At 68.9% G+C, this 16,961-nt stretch carries 16 protein-coding genes; 5 read left to right on the top strand and 11 right to left on the bottom strand.

Annotation, left to right across the window (positions count from 1 at the left end; translation table 11 throughout):
- Positions 1-4: 4 nt before the first annotated feature.
- Positions 5-1,042: an aldo/keto reductase gene (locus tag AC6LJ9_RS07425; protein WP_498147056.1), complete on the bottom strand. Its 1,038-nt coding sequence runs from the start codon at positions 1,040-1,042 to the stop codon at positions 5-7.
- A gap of 323 nt (positions 1,043-1,365) precedes the next feature.
- Between AC6LJ9_RS07425 and AC6LJ9_RS07420 the strand changes: the two genes are divergently transcribed.
- A complete protein-coding gene (locus AC6LJ9_RS07420; protein WP_498147055.1) occupies positions 1,366-2,757 on the top strand; it encodes an RtcB family protein in 1,392 nt (463 codons plus the stop codon).
- Positions 2,758-2,779: 22 nt separating this feature from the next.
- Here AC6LJ9_RS07420 and AC6LJ9_RS07415 read toward each other — a convergent pair whose 3' ends face one another.
- From AC6LJ9_RS07415 to AC6LJ9_RS07370, 10 genes are all read right to left on the bottom strand, one after another.
- Positions 2,780-3,409 (bottom strand): helix-turn-helix domain-containing protein, encoded by a 630-nt coding sequence (locus AC6LJ9_RS07415; RefSeq protein ID WP_249205095.1) that lies wholly within the window; start codon positions 3,407-3,409, stop codon positions 2,780-2,782.
- Positions 3,410-3,538: 129 nt separating this feature from the next.
- Positions 3,539-4,990 carry an N-acyl-D-amino-acid deacylase family protein gene (locus AC6LJ9_RS07410; protein ID WP_498147054.1) on the bottom strand — a complete coding sequence of 484 codons (1,452 nt, stop codon included), beginning with the start codon at positions 4,988-4,990 and terminating at the stop codon, positions 3,539-3,541.
- 44 nt (positions 4,991-5,034) lie between these two features.
- Positions 5,035-5,994, bottom strand: coding sequence for an ABC transporter ATP-binding protein (locus AC6LJ9_RS07405; RefSeq protein WP_498147053.1), 960 nt, complete (start codon positions 5,992-5,994; stop codon positions 5,035-5,037).
- Positions 5,995-6,002: 8 nt separating this feature from the next.
- Entirely contained in the window at positions 6,003-7,007 is a 1,005-nt protein-coding gene (locus tag AC6LJ9_RS07400) for an ABC transporter ATP-binding protein (protein ID WP_498147052.1), read from the bottom strand.
- Between the two features lie 8 nt (positions 7,008-7,015).
- Positions 7,016-7,891, bottom strand: a complete 876-nt coding sequence (locus tag AC6LJ9_RS07395) for an ABC transporter permease (protein WP_103272047.1) — start codon at positions 7,889-7,891, stop codon at positions 7,016-7,018.
- 11 nt (positions 7,892-7,902) lie between these two features.
- On the bottom strand, positions 7,903-8,838 hold the full coding sequence (locus tag AC6LJ9_RS07390; RefSeq protein WP_498147051.1) for an ABC transporter permease: 936 nt from the start codon (positions 8,836-8,838) through the stop codon (positions 7,903-7,905).
- 52 nt (positions 8,839-8,890) lie between these two features.
- Positions 8,891-10,462 carry an ABC transporter substrate-binding protein gene (locus AC6LJ9_RS07385; RefSeq protein WP_498147050.1) on the bottom strand — a complete coding sequence of 524 codons (1,572 nt, stop codon included), beginning with the start codon at positions 10,460-10,462 and terminating at the stop codon, positions 8,891-8,893.
- Positions 10,463-10,535: 73 nt separating this feature from the next.
- Entirely contained in the window at positions 10,536-11,981 is a 1,446-nt protein-coding gene (locus AC6LJ9_RS07380) for a M81 family metallopeptidase (protein ID WP_498147049.1), read from the bottom strand.
- Between the two features lie 69 nt (positions 11,982-12,050).
- Entirely contained in the window at positions 12,051-12,428 is a 378-nt protein-coding gene (locus AC6LJ9_RS07375) for a RidA family protein (protein WP_212321671.1), read from the bottom strand.
- Positions 12,429-12,465: 37 nt separating this feature from the next.
- Positions 12,466-13,602: an NAD(P)/FAD-dependent oxidoreductase gene (locus AC6LJ9_RS07370; protein ID WP_498147048.1), complete on the bottom strand. Its 1,137-nt coding sequence runs from the start codon at positions 13,600-13,602 to the stop codon at positions 12,466-12,468.
- Positions 13,603-13,780: 178 nt separating this feature from the next.
- Between AC6LJ9_RS07370 and AC6LJ9_RS07365 the strand changes: the two genes are divergently transcribed.
- The 4 genes from AC6LJ9_RS07365 to AC6LJ9_RS07350 all read left to right on the top strand — a co-directional run bounded on the left by AC6LJ9_RS07365 (position 13,781) and on the right by AC6LJ9_RS07350 (position 16,887).
- Complete coding sequence (locus tag AC6LJ9_RS07365; protein ID WP_498147047.1) at positions 13,781-14,554, top strand: fused MFS/spermidine synthase; 774 nt, start codon at positions 13,781-13,783, stop codon at positions 14,552-14,554.
- A gap of 475 nt (positions 14,555-15,029) precedes the next feature.
- Positions 15,030-15,707: a CsgG/HfaB family protein gene (locus tag AC6LJ9_RS07360; RefSeq protein WP_212319973.1), complete on the top strand. Its 678-nt coding sequence runs from the start codon at positions 15,030-15,032 to the stop codon at positions 15,705-15,707.
- A gap of 14 nt (positions 15,708-15,721) precedes the next feature.
- Positions 15,722-16,237 carry a DUF4810 domain-containing protein gene (locus tag AC6LJ9_RS07355; RefSeq protein ID WP_498147046.1) on the top strand — a complete coding sequence of 172 codons (516 nt, stop codon included), beginning with the start codon at positions 15,722-15,724 and terminating at the stop codon, positions 16,235-16,237.
- A 2-nt stretch (positions 16,238-16,239) separates the two neighbouring features.
- Positions 16,240-16,887, top strand: coding sequence for a DUF799 domain-containing protein (locus AC6LJ9_RS07350; protein WP_498147045.1), 648 nt, complete (start codon positions 16,240-16,242; stop codon positions 16,885-16,887).
- Positions 16,888-16,961 lie beyond the last annotated feature (74 nt).

Below are 16,961 nucleotides of genomic sequence, written 5' to 3'. Positions count from 1 at the left end.
GCTGTCATTCCTCCGTTGCGGCGCGTGTGGCCGGTGTGGCGTAAGGCACGCGGCCTTCCACCGGGTGTCCGGGATCGGTGAAGCCGGGCGTGGACGGATGGCCCGCCGCCACCAGGCTGTCCACCAGCGCCTCGTCCTCGGCGGTGAAGGCGTAGTCGAGCGCCTTGGCGTAGGACTCCCATTGCTCGATGGTGCGCGGGCCGGCGATGGCGCTGGTCACCAGCCGGTTGTTGAGCACCCAGCCCAGCGCGAATTGCACGGGATCGATGCCCTTGGTGTCGAGGTAGTCGCGGATGCGGCGGGCGATGCGCAGCGATTCCGGACGCCACTCCGTTTCCAGCAGCCGCCTGTCCTGGCGCGCCGCGCGCGTGCCTTCGGCCGGCGGCTGGTCGGGCTCGTACTTGGCCGTGAGCACGCCCCGCGCCAGCGGGCTGTAGGACACCACGCCCACGCCATAGGCCGCCGCCGCCGGAAGCTGCTCGGCCTCGGCGCTGCGGTTGACCAGGTTGTACAGCGGCTGGCTGGCCACGGGCCGGTCGATGCCCTCGGCGTCGGCCAGGTGCGCCGCTTCGGCGATGCGCCATCCACGGAAATTCGACACGCCGAAATAGCGCAGCTTGCCGGCGCGGACCAGGTCGCCGATGGCGCGCACGGCCTCGCCCAGCGGGGCGTTGAAGTCGGCGCGGTGGAAGTACAGGATGTCGAGGTAATCGGTGCCCAGCCGGCGCAGGCTGCCTTCCACGGCCTGGATGATCCACTTGCGGGATGTGCCCCGGTCGTTGGGGCCCTCGCCCAGCGGGTTGGCGAACTTGGTGGCCAGCACCCAGTCGTCGCGGTCGTGCCGGATGGCGCGGCCCACGACTTCCTCGGTGCGGCCCTTCTGGTAGACGTCGGCGGTGTCGATGAAGTTGACGCCCCGGGCCTTGGCCCGCGCGATGATCTCGTGGGAGGTGGGTTCGTCCGTGGGGCCGCCGAACATCATGGTGCCCAATGCCAGGCGGGAGACTTTCAGGCCGCTGCGGCCCAGGTAGCGATAGCTCATGTTCTCAGGTCGGGAAGGATTTTGACGTGACGTGCGCAACCCCTCGAGGCTAGGCAGCGAGGCCGCGCGCGTCAAAGACCGAGTGCTCATTAGCAATATGCTCATTAGCAACCAACCCGGCATGTGGCCGGTACCCCGCGAGCGTTGCCGCGCGAACGTCGCCGCCGCAGCCGCTGCGGGAAATACAACAGCCGCGCATCCGTTTCTTGAGCAATGCCGCCATCGGGTCTTAGAATTGCGGCTTCCTCCTGGCGCTGCTGCTGGGGGTACCAGAGCCTTCCGGAACACGGAGGCATGTGTGTACCTGCAAGGTAGCAGCGAAAGTGAAGAACATTTCCCGACTTCAATCCGCCCTGAAACGTCAGGGCATCCTGGTGGAACGCCGGCATGGCGCGTACCACCTCAGCAATCAACACGCGCAGGCGTCCGTCCTGCTTCCCGAGGCCCTTCCGCTGGAAGAAAAGGCCGTGGACCAGCTATTGGCCTTCGCCTCGGTGCGCTCGCCTGACGCGCACCATGGCGTCTGCAAGGCCTGCGCCACGCCGGACTTCCATCCGGGCAGCGTGGCGCCGGTGGGCACCATCGTGGCCACGGACGCCGAATTCGTCATCCCCGCCGCCATTGGCACGGACATCAATTGCGGCATGCGCCTGCTGACCACCGGCCTGAAGCAGGCCGCCGTCGAGGCGCGCAAGCCGGAACTGCTGCGCGGACTGACCCGCGTGCTGCTGGAGAACGGCCGCAACGTGCCGGTCCCCGGCCGCGCGTTCCGCGCCCTGTTCGATGACGGTCCGCAGGGCTTCATCGAGCGGCTGTCGTCCGAGGGCCTGTGGGCGCGCGCGGACCGCGATCAGCTGCAGGCCGAACTCGCGCAGTGCGTGAGCCTGGCCGATTTCGGCGGCGCGGCCCGCTACGCGCCGGAAGGCATGGTGGGCAGCCGCGAGACGATCCGCGATCCCGGCCTGGGCACGCCCGGCGGCGGCAATCACTTCGTCGAGTTGCAGATCGTCGACGAGATCCTGGACCGCCACGCCGCCTACGCGGCGGGGCTGGTCAAGGGCGAGGTGGTCGTGATGATCCACACCGGCTCGCGCGACGTGGGTTTTCACGTCGGCAGCCGCTGGATGGACCGCGCGCGCGCCGCCTGGCCCAAGGGCCTGAAGCATCCGGACAGCAAGCTCTACGGGTTGGCCGGCGAACTGGCGGACGAGTACCTGACCGCCATGGGCACGGCGGCCCGATACGCCTGGGCCAACCGCATGGTGCTGGGCGAGATGGTCAGGCAGGAAATGGAGGCCGCCGTCGGCGGCCTGCGCGCCCGCCTGGTGGTCGACGTGCCGCACAACGTGGTGCTGCGCGAGCAGGGGCTGAACATCCATCGCAAGGGCGCGACGCCGGCGCGCGCGGGCGACCTGGCGCTGATTCCCGGCTCCATGGGCGACTTCAGCTTCGTGGCCGGCGGCCTGGGCAATGCCGACTGGCTCTGGTCGTGCAGCCACGGCGCGGGCCGCAGCGTGCGGCGACAGGCTGTGCGCCGCATGAAGCAGGAAACCGCGCCGGGCACCTGGCAGTGCGTGACCCTGCGCGAAGAGCGCAGGATCGAGGAGGCGCCGCAGGCCTACAAGCCGATCGGGCCCGTGCTGGAAGCGCAGGAGCAGGCGGGACTGATCCGATCCGTCGCGCGGCTGCGGCCGTGGGTGACGTTCAAGGCATGAGACGAGAGGAAGGCGCGGCGGCCTACAGCGGCCGCTTGCGCGTCGGTATCTCTTCCACGTCGCTGCACACCGCCAGCACCTCGGCGGGCTGCTTGCTCAGGGTCAGGTAGACGTGGCCGATGCCGCTGTCGAAGTAGGCCGATTCGAGCTTGCCCAGCACCACGCTGTCGCCGTTCTCGAACTGGATGCGGACCTTGCCGGCCAGCACCAGCACGAATTCCTGGCCGGGGTGGCGGATGTAGTCCTCGAACTCCACCACTTCGCGCGAGGTGATGGTGGCCCAGATCGGGATCATCTTCTTGCCCGGGTACTCGCCCATGAGCAGGCGGTGGTGATAGTTGGGCGTGATGTAGTCGCGCGCCTCGATCAGGCTGTTCTTGACGTAGGTGGGCGGGACCTGCGCCGGCGAGGCATCGCCGGGCATGAACAGGCGCGTCATGTCGATGCGCAGCGCGCGCGCCAGGGCGGCGAACTTCTCGTAGCTGAGCGCGATCTGGCCGAGTTCGGCCTTGGACAGCGTGGACACCGCGATGCCGGAGGCGCGCGACAGCGCCTGCAGGGTCATCTTCTGGGCCTTGCGCTCGGCGCGCAGGCGGGCGCCCATTTCTTCCTTGCCTACGATGGCGGGGGGAGCGGATTTGGCAGCTGCCATGGGCGGTTGGGCGTATCAGGTTCTTTGGGGCGGCCGGGCCCGCAGGCCCTGCCGCGTGTAGGCGGATTGTAGCGTCGCGGGGTTCGGTCTCCGGCGCCCGCCGCCCGTGGAGAGGGCGGCGGCCTTTGTTTACGCCTCGGGGCCCCGGCCCAGCACGCGGCCCGGATGCTGGCCGGTGAAGGCCTGCTCGCGCCAGACCGGCGCGCCGTTGACGTACACCGAATGGATGCCGGCCGCGCGTTCGGTGGGGCGCTCGAACGAGGCGGCGTCGGCGATGCGGGCCGGATCGAATACCGTCAGGTCGGCGTAGCAGCCGGGCTGCACCTGGCCGCGTCCGGCCAGGCCGAACTTGGCGGCGGTCAGGCCGGTCATCTTCCAGACGGCGGTCTCCAGCGGGAACAGGCCCAGGTCGCGCGAGTAATGGCCCAGCACGCGCGGGAAGGTGCCCCACAGGCGCGGATGCGGCCGCTCGTCATGGGGCAGGCCGTCGGAGCCGATCATGGTGGGCGGGAAGGACAGGATGCGCTGCACGTCGCCCTCGTCCATCATGAAATAGATGGCGCCGGCGGGCTGCAGTTCGTCGACCACGTCGTACTTGGACTTGCCGCGCTCGGCCGCCACCTCGTCCAGCTCGCGCCCGGTCAGTTCGGGGAAGGGCTTGCACCAGGTTATGACGACGCGGCCGGCCAGCAGCACACGGTCTTTCTTGAGCATGGTGGAGCCGGCCACGTAGGGATAGGCGTCCAGCGACACGTCCTGCGCGGCCATGGCGCGCTCGATCAGCGCCAGCGTTTCCCTGGAGCGGCCGAAGTTGGGCTGGCCGGCCAGCTTGTGATGCGAGATCACCACGGGCACGTCCAGCTCGCGGCCGATGCGGAAGGTCTCTTCCAGCGCCGGCACGATGTGCTCGCCCTCGTCGCGCATGTGGGTGGCGTAGATGCCGCCGTGCGTGGCCAGCGGCCGGCAGACCTCGATGATCTCCTCGGTGGTGGCGTGGGCGGCGGGCGGGTAGAAGGTGCCGGTGGAGACGCCGATGGCGCCGCTGGTCATCGCCTCCTCGGCCAGCGCGCGCATGGCGTCGATCTCGGCCGGCGTGGCCGGGCGATGCAGGTCCGGCATGACGGCGGCGCGCAGCGTGGAGTGGCCGACCATGCAGGCGGCGTTGACGGCGGCGGGCGTGGCGCGCAGCGCGTCCAGGTAGTCGGCGAAGCGGGTGAACTTGTACGAGCCGCCCTCGTCCAGCAGGTCCAGCGGCGCCGGCGGCGCGGGATGCGCCAGCGGCGCCAGGCTGATGCCGCAGTTTCCGGTGACCACGGTGGTCACGCCCTGCGAGATCTTGGGCGTCATGTCGCGCCGGCGCAGCAGGTAGTTGTCGTCGTGCGTGTGCGAGTCGATGAAGCCGGGCGCGACCACCAGGCCGGACACGTCGACGCGTTCGCGCGCGGCCGCGCCGCTCAGGTCGCCCACGGCGGCCACGCGGTCGCCGCGCACGCCCACGTCGGCCTTGACGCCGGGCGTGTTGCTGCCGTCGATGACGGTGCCGCCGGCGAGGATGTAGTCATAGGGTTGGGTATCTGGCATGGCGGGCTCCGGCGGGAAGGGCGATATGTGATGCGGATGCGGGTTCAGACGAAATGACAGGCCACCTGCTGGCCCGGCGCGATCTCGCGCTGCGCCGGCGTTTCCTCGGCGCAGCGCGGCGCGGCCTGCGGGCAGCGGGTGCGGAAGGCGCAGCCGGACGGCGGCGACAGCGGGCTGGGGATCTCGCCCTTGAGCACCTGCGCGGGCCGGCGTTCGCCCTGGCGCGCCGACGGCACCGAGGCCATCAGCGCGCGCGTGTACGGATGCGCGGGCCGGCTGAAGACGGCATCGCGCGGACCGGTCTCGACGATCCTGCCCAGGTACATGACGGCGACGTGATGGCTGATGTGGCGCACCACGCTCAGGTCGTGCGAGATGAAGACATAGGTCAGGCCCAGGTCGCGCTGCAGGTCCATCAGCAGGTTGATGACCTGCGCCTGCACCGACACGTCCAGCGCCGACACCGGCTCGTCGCAGACAATCAGCGCCGGTTCCAGCGCCAGCGCGCGCGCGATCACGATGCGCTGGCGCTGGCCGCCGGAGAACTCGTGCGGATACCGCTCGGCGGCGTCGGGCCGCAGGCTGACGCGGGCCAGCAGCTCGGCCACGCGTTCGCGGATGGCGGCGCGGCTGTGGCCGAAATTGCGCAGCGGTTCGCCGATGATGTCGCGCACGCGCATGCGCGGGTTCATCGACGAGAACGGATCCTGGAAGATGAACTGCATGCGCCGGCGCATGGCGCGCAGCTGGTCGCCGTTCATCGCGGCCAGGTCCTGGCCTTCGAGCAGGATGCGGCCCTCGGTCGGATCGGTCAGCCGGATCAGGCACTTGCCGGTGGTGGACTTGCCGCAGCCGGACTCGCCGACCAGGCTCAAGGTCTGGCCGCGCGGCACCGACAGCGAGATGCCGTCGACCGCGCGCAGCACGCGTCCGCCGTCGACCGGGTAGTGTTTTTTCAGGCCGCTGACCTGCAGCATGGGCGCGGCGGAAATCGGAGTGTCCATGTCTGGCCTCATGCGGTGATGGCGTCGACCGGCGCCTGGACTCTCGCCCAGCACCAGCTACGGTGACGGTCGGCGGCGTCGACGGCCGGCGGAATTTCCTGAGCGCAACGTGGCATTGCCTGCGGACAGCGCGCGGCGAAGGCGCAGCCGCGCGACTCGGGCGTGATCACCGGCACGATGCCGGGCAGCTCGGCCAGCCGGACGTCGTGCCCCTGGCCGTCGGCGAAGGCCGGCAGCGAGCGGATCAGGGCCTGCGTGTAGGGATGCTGCGGACGGTCCAGCACGTCGTCCACGCTGCCTTCCTCGACCTTGCGGCCGGCGTACATCACGATGACGCGCTGGCACATCTGCGCCACCACGCCCAGGTCGTGCGTGATCAGCACGATGGCCGTGCCCAGCCGCGCCTGGATGTCGCGCAGCAGGTGCAGGATCTGGGCCTGGATGGTCACGTCCAGCGCCGTGGTGGGCTCGTCGGCGATCAGCACCTTGGGCTGGCAGGCCAGCGCCATGGCGATCATGGCGCGCTGGCGCATGCCGCCGGACAGCTGGTACGGGTATTCATGCACGCGGCGGGCCGGATCGGAGATCTGCACCAGGTCCAGCAGCCGCTCGGCCTGCGCCAGCGCCTCGCGCCGCGACAGGCCCTGGTGCAGCGTCAGCGACTCGGCGATCTGGCGGCCAATGGTGAACACGGGGTTCAGCGAGGTCATCGGCTCCTGGAAGATCATCGACAGCTGGTTGCCGCGGATGGCGCGCATGGCCTTCTCCGGCAGCGCCAGCAGATCCTGGCCGGCGAATTCGATGGCGCCGCCGGCGACGCGGCCGGGCGCGCGCAGCAGCCGCATGATGGACAGCGAGGTGACGCTCTTGCCACAGCCGGATTCGCCGACCAGGCCCAGCGTCTCGCCGGGAAGCAGGTCGAACGACAGGCCGTTGACGGCCACCGTGGTGGTCTCGTCGCCGTCGAAACAGGTGGTCAGGTCGCGCACGCGCAATACGGGTTCGGTTCGCATGGGCGCTCCTAGAGTTTCTTGGCCAGGCGCGGATCCAGCATGTCGCGCAGCCCGTCGCCCACCAGGTTGACGGCCAGCACGGTCACGCCCAGGAACAGACCGGGATAGAGGATGATGTGGAACGCCACCGCCACGAAGTTGCGGCCCTCGGCCATGATGTTGCCCCAGCTGGGCGTGTGCGGCGGAATGCCCACGCCCAGGAAGCTCAGCACCGCTTCGGTCAGGATGGCCGAGGCCGCGATGAAGGTGGCCTGCACCATCAGCGGCGCGAACAGGTTGGGCAGGATGTGGCGCAACAGGATGGCCGGCACGCGCGTGCCGGACGCCACCGCCGCCTCGATGTAGGGCTGTTCGCGGATGGTCAGCACCAGCGCGCGCACCAGCCGCACCACGCGCGGGATTTCCGGGATCACGATGGCGATGACGACGGTGCCCAGGCCGCCTTTGAGCGTGGCCATCAGCGCGATCGCCAGCAGCACGCCGGGGATGGCCATCAGGCCGTCCATGACGCGCATGATCAGCGCGTCGACGCGGCGGAAGTAGCCGGCCAGCATGCCCAGCGCCACGCCGATCACGGTGGATGCCAGCGCCACCGCCGCGCCGACCAGCAGCGAGACCCGTGCGCCCCAGATGGTGCGCGAGTACACATCGCGGCCCAGCGCGTCGGTGCCGAACAGGTGCTCGGCCGAGGGCGGCTTCATGCGCGCCAGCGGGTCGATGTCCTGAGGATCGATGGTGGCCAGCCAGGGCGCGGCCAGCGCCGCCAACGCCAGCAGGATCAGGATGGCGCAGCCCAGGTACAGCGTCGGATGGCGCCGCAGCGAACGCAGCGCGCGGCGGCCGGCGGGCTTGCGCGCCGGCAGCGGGATTGAGGTCGTGGTCATGGCGGCCCCGTTCAGTAGCGGATGCGCGGATCGAAGAGCCGGTAGCTCAGGTCGACCAGCAGATTGATGAACACATAGATGCCAGAGGCCACCAGCAGCACGCCCTGGATCACCGGATAGTCGTGGCGCAGCACGGCGTCCACGGTCAGGCGGCCCAGGCCGGGAATGGCGAACACGGTCTCGGTCACGACCACGCCGCCGATCAGCAGCGCCACGCCCACGCCGATGGTGGTGACGATGGGATTGGCCGCGTTCTTGAGCGCGTGCCAGACCACCGGGCCGGCCGCCAGGCCCTTGGCGCGGGCGGTGCGGATGTAGTCCTCGGACAGCGCCTCGAGCATGGTGGCGCGGGTCATGCGCGTGAGCAGCGCCATGTAGACCAGGCCCAGCGACAGACAGGGCAGCACCAGGTGGCGCAGGTATTGGACCAGGCCCTGGTCGGGCGGCTTGTAGCCCTGCACCGGCAGCCAGCCCAGCTTGATCGAAAAGCCATACACCAGGCTGTAGCCGATCAGGAACACCGGCACCGAGAAGGCGCAGACCGAGCCCACCATCACCAGCCGGTCCAGCCAGCGGCCGGCATGCCAGGCCGCCAGCACGCCCAGCGGGATCGCCAGCAGCACCGCGAACAGCATGGTGAAGGCGGCGATCGAGAAGGTCGGCCCCAGGCGCTGCCCGATCAGCTGCGACACCGGCATCTGCGTGGCGATGGAGGTGCCGAGGTCGCCGGTGGCGATATTGCCGACCCAGATGCCGAACTGCTGCAGCAGCGGCTTGTCCAGGCCCAGGTTCTGGCGGATCTTCTCCACGTCCTCGGCGGTGGCGTTGTCGCCCGCGATGACCGCCGCCGGATCGCCGTCCGACAGGTGGATGAGCATAAAGACCACGACCGCCACCACCGCCATGACCGGAATAACCGCCGCGATGCGGCGCAGGTTGTATTTCATGCTGCGGTCCCCCCGGAACCTGGGCCGGGCGCCGTGGCGCCCGGCGCCCGCCTTACGGCTTTTCGATGTTCCACGTGACCGGGACGCCGGCCTTGATCAGCTCGGTGCCCTTCAGGCCGCGCGTGGCGTACACGGGCTTGAACTCGCCCCACATCACGTAGGGCACGGTCTGGTAGGCGCGTTCCTGGATGCGTGCGGCCAGCTCCTTGCGCCTGCCCGCGTCGGTCTCGCGGATCCAGGCGGTGCGCAGCTCGTCCAGTTCCTTGTCGCAGGGCCAGCCCGGCAGGCTGTTGCCGCAGGCGGCCGACAGCCAGGGGTTGGTGACCGGCGTGCTGGCGTCGTAGTAGCCGCCCCAGGTCAGGAACAGGTTCCAGCCGCCCTGCGCGGGCGGATCCTTCTTCAGCCGGCGCGCGGCCAGCGAGGCCCAGTCCATGGATTGCAGGTCGACGTTGACGCCGGCCTTTTTCAGGTTCTGCGACAGCACCATCACGGCGGGCGCGCTCAGGTGGTCGGTGGGGTACAGCAGCACCACCTTCTCGCCCTTGTAGCCGGCTTCCTGCAGCAGTTGCTTGGCGCGCGCCGGGTCCGGCTTGGCGTAGGGCGCGGCGCCGGCGTCGGTGGCCAGGGGCGAGCCGCAGATGTACAGCGTGGCGCAGTAGTCGACGCGGTACTTGTCGGGGTAGCCCATGGCGGCCAGCATCTGCTTCTGGTTCACCAGGTAGTACAGCGCCTGGCGCGCGCGGGCGTCGTTGAAGGGCGGATGCAGCGTGTTCAGCACCACCATGCCCTGCGAGGCCACCGAGGTGTCCAGCTTGATGTCGGGATTGCTTTCCAGCACCGGCAGGAAGTCGGGCGTGACCTGCTCGATCATGTCCACCTCGCCGTTCATCAGCGCGGCGGTGGCGGTGTTGCCGTCGGGGATGTAGACCCATTCGACGCGGTCCACCTTGACGATCTTGCCACCGGCCAGGCCGTCCGCCGGCTCGGCGCGCGGCACGTAGGCCGGGTTCTTCACGTACACGACCTTGTTGCCCGGCACCCATTCATCGCGCTTGAACAGGAACGGACCGGAGCCCACCATTTCCGTGATCTGCGTGCTCGGATCGGTGGCGGCGATGCGCTTGGGCATGATGAAGGGCGGCAGGCCGGACGGCTTGGACAAGGCTTCCAGCACCAGGCCGAAGGGTTCCTTGAGCGTCAGCGTGAAGGTCTCCGGACCGGTGGCAGCCAGCTCGGCGCCGGCCGCGAACATGGCCTGGCCCAGCGTGTCCTTCTTGCCCCAGCGCTGGATCGAGGCCACGCAGTCCTCGGCCGTGACCGGCGTGCCGTCGCTGAACTTCAGGCCCGGGCGCAGCGTGAAGCTCCAGCGCTTGCCGTCGTCCGAGGCCTGCCAGCTGTCCACCATCTGCGGCTTGACCTGGCCCTTGCTGTCCTGCGCGAACAGCATGTCGAACACCATGTAGCCGTGGTTGCGCGTGATGTAGGCGGTGTTGAAGAGCGGGTCCAGCGTCTTCAGGTCGGCGTGCGGCACCAGCCGCAGGGTCTTGCCCTGGGCGTGCGCGCCGGTGGCGGCGCCCAGCGCCAGCAGCGCCGCCGTGGCCAGCAGGCTGAAACGTTTGATCATGGTCATCCCCTTGTATTGTGTGTCGTGGTCTTGCCCGCGGCGCGGCCTCTGCGGACCGCGCCGTGATCCCATGTCAGGCGGTCAGCGGCCATTTCGGGCGCTGCACCTTGCGGTAGGGCAGGCTGTTGTAGTCCTGCGTGATGGCGCCGGGCGTCGCGACGTAGATGACGTGCTTGGCCACCTGCGAGTACGAGGCGTAGAAGTGCTGCGAGGACTTGACCACGATGAGCTTCATCGCGGCCAGGTCGATGCCGAATTGCGTGAACATGTCCGTGCCCATGGCCTGGGTGCGCAGCGAGGTCAGCGCCAGCACCACGCCGCCCGTGCGCAGGATGGCCACGTCGCCCAGCAGCGCCGGCGTGTTGGACAGCCCCGTCATGACGGCCTCGCGCTTGAGCGCCAGCACCGTGCAGCGCAGGTCCAGCGGCTGGCCGGACACGGGCGCGACCTTGCCGCCCACGCGCAGCTGCACCTCGGCGCCCTCGCCCGCCTCGAAACAGAGCTGCACCGAGACCGGATCCCAGAACGGACCCATCGCCACGTCGTCGATGCCGCGCGCCAGCACGCGTTCCAGGATGAAGGTGGCGTCGCTGGGCGCGCCGCCGCCGGCGTTGTCCGCCGAATCGGCCAGCACCACCGGGAAGGCGCCGTGCGCCAGGGCCTGGTCCAGCGCCTCGTCGGTGGGGGGATAGGCCGGCGACAGCTGTTCGCGAAAGCCGATGATCTCCTGGCCCAGCTCGCGCGCCAGCGCCTCGGCCCGTGCCGGATCGCCGTCGGTATAGACCAGTACCTTGGCGCCCATGTCGGCGGTGTCGCCCCAGGGGAAGCCGTGGGCGATCGAGATCGACAGCACGCCGTTCTTGCCTTCCATCGCCATCAGCTTGTCGACGAAGCCGCGCATCGGCTCGCGGCTGGTGTGCATGACCGAGATCAGCTGGCAATCGAACACGCCGCGCGTCGGCTGGATGCGGCCCTCGGCCTTGGCCACGCACAGGTCGACCAGCTCGTAGGCGCGGTCCAGGATGTCGGTATGGGGGTATTCCTTGTAGCAGACGATGAGGTCGGCGGATTCCATCATGGTCGCGGTCAGGTGGCAGTGCGGATCCAGCTCCGCGCCGATCACCGTGTCCGGGCCGACGATCTCGCGCGCGCGGCGCAGCAGATCGCCCTCGCAATCGTCGTAGCCGTCGGCCACCATCGCGCCGTGCAGGCCGAACAGCGCCACGTCCACGGGGCCGGCGTTGCGCAGGTCCTGCAGCAGTTCATCGCGCAGCGTTTCATAGGCGTGGCGCGTGGTGATGCCGGCCGGCATGGCGGCGGCGGTCAGGCCTTCGACCAGCGTCCAGTCCTTGCCCTTGGCGCGTTGGCGCGCCGCCCACAGCGGGCCGGCATACATCTGCATGCGGTCAGGATGCTGGCCGGCCGGGTAGTAGCCGCGCGCGCGGTAGGCGCCCAGGCCGGTGGGGATGGGGGAAAAGGTATTGGTTTCGGTTGCCAGGGAACCGGAAAAGATCTTCATGCTGCCACTCCATGTCGAGCGTTTGCAGGGTGCGCGAGGCCGGCGCGCGTGGGAATGCTTGCGGGGAAATCAGGTCCGGTCGCCGACCCAGGCCTGCACTTCGATCTCCACGTCCACTTCCAGCGCCAGCCGCGCCTCCACCGTGGAGCGGGTCGGGAAATCGGCCTGGAAATGCTGGCGGTAGGCTTCGTTGAAATCGGCGAATTGCGCCAGGTCGGTCAGCCAGACGGTCACGCGCACCACGTCGGCCAGGCTGGCATTGGCCAGCGCCAGCGTGTCCTTGATGCGGGCGATGGCCGCGTGGGTCTGCTCGCGGATGTCGCCGCGCACGACCTTGCCGTCGGCGTCCATCGGGATCTGACCCGACAGGAACAGGAAGCCGCCGGCGCGGGTGGCGCGCGAAAACGGCAACGGCAGGGTGCTGGGATAACGGGTGATGGCGGTCATGGTGACGTCCGGAAAACAGGTGGAAGGAAAAAAGGGATCAGCGCAGGCGGCCCGGACGCATGGCCAGGGCGTCGACGCCATGCGCGCGCAGCGCGTCGGGCACCGGCTGGCGCTCGACCAGCGCGGCCGCCAGTTCCGAGGCCGCGGCGGCGGTCTGAATGCCGTAGCCGCCCTGCGCCGCCAGCCAGAAGAAGGCCGGCGCGGCCTCGTCCCAGCCCACCACGAAGTCGCCGTCGCGCACGAAGGAGCGCAGGCCGGCCCAGGTGTGCTTGGGGCGCCGTATCGTCAGCGAGGTGGCTTCCTCGATGCGGTAGATGCCGGTGGCCACGTCCAGTTCCTCCGGCGCCACGTCGTGCGCGTCGACCGGGTCCGCATTGGCCGGCGAGCCCAGCAGTTGGCCGGCGTCGGGCTTGAAGTAATAGCTTTCGTCCACGCCCACCACCGCCGGCCAGGCGGAGAAATCCACGTCGGGCGGGCCGTTGAAGGTGAAGGCGGTGCGGCGGCAGGGCTGCAGGCCGACCGGCGAGGCGGCGCACAGCGCGGCCACGTGATCGGCCCAGGCGCCGGCCGCGTTGATGATGGCGCGCGCGCGCAGCGTGGCGCCGTCGGCCAGCGTCAGCGTCCAGACGCCGTCGGCGTGGCTGGCCGCGCGCAGCTCGGCATTGGCGCGCAGGGTGGCGCCGCGCGCCCGCATGCCGCGCAGAAAGCCCTGGTGCAGTCCATGCACGTCAATGTCGCGCGCGTCCGGCTCTTCCAGCGCGCCGCACAGCTGCTCGGCGCGCAGGCAGGGCACGCGCGCGGCGGCGGCCTGCGGTTCGATCAGGCGGACGTTGTCGGAATGCCGGCGGAATTCGTCGTAGGTCTGCTGCAGCAGGTCGCGCTGTTCGGCGGTGGCCACGTACAGCACGCCGCGCGGGTGCAGCAGCGGATGCTCGGTGAAGCCCTCGGGCGGATTCTCGTAGAACGCGCGGCTGGCGCGGGTCAGCGCCTGGATCTGCGGCGTGCCATAGGTTTCCATGAACATGGCCGCCGAGCGGCCGGTCGAGTGGTAGCCGGGCTGCGCCTCGCGCTCCAGCACGATTACGCGGGCATGCGCGCTCAGGCGGTAGGCCACGGAAGCGCCGGCGATGCCGGCGCCGATCACTGCATAGTCCGAAATGAGGTCTGGGTTCATCGCTGCGTCGGAGAAAATTCTATTATTTGATAATTCTCAAATACGATAATTAGATGGCGGCACGGAGGTAATAGGGGGTTGTACTGATGGCGCCTGCCGCGTCCTCGTCGCCGCGCCTGCCGTCCTGGCGCGGGCGGTGCTATCGTTCGCCCGTCTTCCCGCAACGCCGCGCCGCTTCATGTCCGACCATCCCGCCGCTTCCACCCCGCCGACCGCCATCCCCGACAGCGAATCGCGGCCCTTCGTGCGTGATATGGGCGACCGGCGCTCGCTGCATTTTTCCGAGCAGGTCATCCAGAGCAGCATGTCGCTGCTGAATCCGGACGCGCTGGAGCTGGAGTACACGCGCATGATGATGGGCTTCGTGCTGTTCAATCCCGAGCCCGAGCGCATCGTGATGGTGGGCCTGGGCGGCGGCTCGCTGGCGAAGTTCTGTCATCGGCACCTGCCGCGTTCGCAGGTCGAGGCGCTGGAGATCAATCCGGCGGTCATCGCGCTGCGCGGCGATTTCATGGTGCCGCCGGACGACGGGCGGTTCCGCGTCATCGCCTGTGACGCGGCCGAATTCCTGCGCGACGCGTCGGACCACGCCGACGTGATCCTGCTCGACGGCTTTGGCGACCAGGGCATGCCCGACGCGCTGTGCTCGGAGGCGTTCTATGCCGATTGCCTGCGCGCCTTGCGCGACGACGGCCTGCTGGTGATCAACTTCCACGTCAATCATCCGCTGTACCACGAGTACCTGGCCCGCGTGCGCGAGTCCTTCGGCGCGGCGATGTTCGAGGTGGTGGATGACGACATGACCAACAGCATCGTGTTCGCCTGCAAGGGCGAGCTGCTGGACGATCCGGCGTCGGCGCAGCTGCGCCGGCCCGAGGCGCTGTCCAAGGATGCGTGGCGTCAGCTGATGCCGACCTTGCGCGTCATCGGCGCGACGCTGACGCTGCGCTAGTGTGCTGTCCCGTAGGTACGTCCGCATGACGAAATTCATCCATAGACGTCAGGGCTAGGCGCAAACCGCAGCGATACCCGTAGGTATCGCGAGGATTTGCAACGACGCCATGGCGGCTAGGGGTGGATTTCGTGCGGGCGTATCTGCGGGACAGCACACTAGGCGCGCCGGCGGGCGGCCGGCGCGGGCCCATGGGCTGCCGGTGTGCTTGCGGCTTGCCGTGATCACGGCCCGGCCGGCCACGATTTCGGACTCTTCCCATTCCCGCATTCCCAGGCAGCCGCTAGAGTGGCCGCCAGCACTTGCCTGTTCCCCGGCGGCGCGAACCGGCAAGCGCTTGATTCCTGACAAATGGCGGCAAATGACCCGTCACTTCAAATTATGTAAGTTGTTAAAGATTGTATATATTGCAGCTTCGCTAAATGTCAGAAATGCGGCCCGTCAGAGGCCAAGGGAAATTTTCAGGAGAAGCTTGATGTTGGGTACGGTGGTGAAAGCAGGCACGCTGGCGCTGGTGTCGGTGTTGATGGCGGGTTGCGCAACGGAGCGGTCGAAGTCCGTCGCCGTGCCCGCGACGGTGGCGGCAAGCACGCCTTACCAGGGCCCGCGCAGCCCGATTTCCGTGGGCAAGTTCGACAACCGCACGGACTTCCTGCGCGGCGTGTTCTCCGACGGCGTGGACCGCCTGGGCGGCCAGGCCAAGACCATCCTGACCAGCCATCTGCAGCGCACCGGCCGCTTCCAGGTCATGGACCGCCAAAACCTGTCCGAGATCGCCCAGGAAGCCGCTTTCAACAAGCAGGCCAACAAGATCAAGGGCGCGCGCTACGTGGTCACCGGCGACGTCACGGCCTTCGGCCGCAAGGTGACAGGCGACCAGCAGCTGTTCGGCATCCTGGGGCGCGGCAAGGAGCAGGTGGCCTACGCCAAGGTCGATCTCAACGTGGTCGACGTGACCAGCTCCGAAGTCGTCTATTCCGCGTCGGGCGCGGGCGAGTACAGCCTGTCCAACCGTGAAGTGATCGGCTTCGGCGGCTCGGCCGGCTACGACTCCACGCTCAACGGCAAGGTGCTGGACCTGGCCATCCGCGAGGCCGTGGATCGCCTGGTCGACGGCATCACGCAAGGCGCCTGGGCGCCCTCGGCCAACTAAAAGGGGAAACCATCATGATGAAGACGATGGCGCAGCCGCGCCGGACGGCGTTCGCCCGTACGGGTCGCGTGCTGGCGATCACGGCGCTGGCCGGCCTGCTGGGCGCTTGCGCGCAGCAGCCCAAGAGCCTGTACACCTGGGAAGGCTATCAACCCACCGTGTACGCCTACCTGAAGGAAGACGGCAACGATTACGCCGTGCAGGCGCAGACGCTGGAAAAGAGCGTCGAGAAGGCGCGCGCCACCAACCGCGAACTGCCTCCTGGCTTTCGCGCGCACTTGGGCATGCTGTACCTGAAGATGGGCGACGGCGAAAAGGGCGTCGAGCAGCTGCAGGGCGAAAAGCAGGCCTTTCCTGAATCCACGCCGTTCATGGATTTCCTGATGCGCAACGCGGGCAAGCCCGCCGCTACGCCGCAAGCGCAGGCCACGGCGCAAGGCCAGGCCGAGACGCAAGCTCAGGCCGAGACGCCGGCCGCCGAACCCGCCGCCAAGACCGCGCCGGCCGTGCCGAAGAAGAAAGGGAGCTGAACATGATGAAATCACTGCGCTTGGCCATGCTGGCCATCGTCGCCCTGCTCGCCGGTTGCGCCGGTCCGCAGCGCAACGTGGACTACACCGCGTTCCGTGAAAGCAAGCCGGCTTCCATCCTGGTGCTGCCGCCGCTGAATACGTCCGTCGACGTGGCCGCGTCCGCCGCCGTGCTGTCGCAAGCGACGTTGCCGCTGGCCGAGTCCGGCTACTACGTGGTGCCGGTTGCCGTCATGGAAGAGACCTTCCGCCAGAACGGCCTGACCACGCCGGACGACATCCATGCCCTGCCCGCCTCGCGCCTGCGCGAGATCTTCGGCGCCGACGCGGCCTTGTATATGACGGTCAAGGAATACGGAGCCAGCTACAAGGTGATCTCCAGCAATGTCACCGTGTCCATCGACGCGACGCTGCTGGACCTGCGCAGCGGCGCCAAGCTCTGGGACGGACACCAGACCATGGCGCAGGCCAGCAACAGCAGCGGCGGCCTGATCGGCATGCTGGTGCAGGCGGTGGTGGACCAGGTGGTCAACACGCTGTCCGATCGCAGCTATGGCGTGGCCGGCATGACCAGCAACGCCCTGCTCAGCGCCGGCACGCAAGGCGGCATCCTGTACGGTCCGCGTTCGCCGCGTTACGCGGGGCAGTAAGGCTCCAATCCGCGTCGTCCGCAGGTCGCCGATGGCGGCCAAGCCAAGGCCCCGCTCGCCGTTTGGAATCGGCG

The sequence above is a fragment of the Achromobacter sp. 1011811831 genome, from assembly GCF_059760905.1.
Note: the sequence above shows the minus strand (reverse complement) of the source record. Positions and strands in the feature narration are given on the sequence as shown.

What these genes read in the sequence shown, in the direction of transcription:
- AC6LJ9_RS07425 (WP_498147056.1), bottom strand. Translation starts at nt 1,042, where the DNA reads ATGAGCTATCGCTACCTGGGCCGCAGCGGCCTGAAAGTCTCCCGCCTG.
- AC6LJ9_RS07415 (WP_249205095.1), bottom strand. Translation starts at nt 3,409, where the DNA reads ATGGCAGCTGCCAAATCCGCTCCCCCCGCCATCGTAGGCAAGGAAGAA.
- AC6LJ9_RS07410 (WP_498147054.1), bottom strand. Translation starts at nt 4,990, where the DNA reads ATGCCAGATACCCAACCCTATGACTACATCCTCGCCGGCGGCACCGTC.
- AC6LJ9_RS07405 (WP_498147053.1), bottom strand. Translation starts at nt 5,994, where the DNA reads ATGGACACTCCGATTTCCGCCGCGCCCATGCTGCAGGTCAGCGGCCTG.
- AC6LJ9_RS07400 (WP_498147052.1), bottom strand. Translation starts at nt 7,007, where the DNA reads ATGCGAACCGAACCCGTATTGCGCGTGCGCGACCTGACCACCTGTTTC.
- AC6LJ9_RS07395 (WP_103272047.1), bottom strand. Translation starts at nt 7,891, where the DNA reads ATGACCACGACCTCAATCCCGCTGCCGGCGCGCAAGCCCGCCGGCCGC.
- AC6LJ9_RS07390 (WP_498147051.1), bottom strand. Translation starts at nt 8,838, where the DNA reads ATGAAATACAACCTGCGCCGCATCGCGGCGGTTATTCCGGTCATGGCG.
- AC6LJ9_RS07385 (WP_498147050.1), bottom strand. Translation starts at nt 10,462, where the DNA reads ATGATCAAACGTTTCAGCCTGCTGGCCACGGCGGCGCTGCTGGCGCTG.
- AC6LJ9_RS07380 (WP_498147049.1), bottom strand. Translation starts at nt 11,981, where the DNA reads ATGAAGATCTTTTCCGGTTCCCTGGCAACCGAAACCAATACCTTTTCC.
- AC6LJ9_RS07375 (WP_212321671.1), bottom strand. Translation starts at nt 12,428, where the DNA reads ATGACCGCCATCACCCGTTATCCCAGCACCCTGCCGTTGCCGTTTTCG.
- AC6LJ9_RS07370 (WP_498147048.1), bottom strand. Translation starts at nt 13,602, where the DNA reads ATGAACCCAGACCTCATTTCGGACTATGCAGTGATCGGCGCCGGCATC.
- AC6LJ9_RS07365 (WP_498147047.1), top strand. Translation starts at nt 13,781, where the DNA reads ATGTCCGACCATCCCGCCGCTTCCACCCCGCCGACCGCCATCCCCGAC.
- AC6LJ9_RS07360 (WP_212319973.1), top strand. Translation starts at nt 15,030, where the DNA reads ATGTTGGGTACGGTGGTGAAAGCAGGCACGCTGGCGCTGGTGTCGGTG.
- AC6LJ9_RS07355 (WP_498147046.1), top strand. Translation starts at nt 15,722, where the DNA reads ATGATGAAGACGATGGCGCAGCCGCGCCGGACGGCGTTCGCCCGTACG.
- AC6LJ9_RS07350 (WP_498147045.1), top strand. Translation starts at nt 16,240, where the DNA reads ATGATGAAATCACTGCGCTTGGCCATGCTGGCCATCGTCGCCCTGCTC.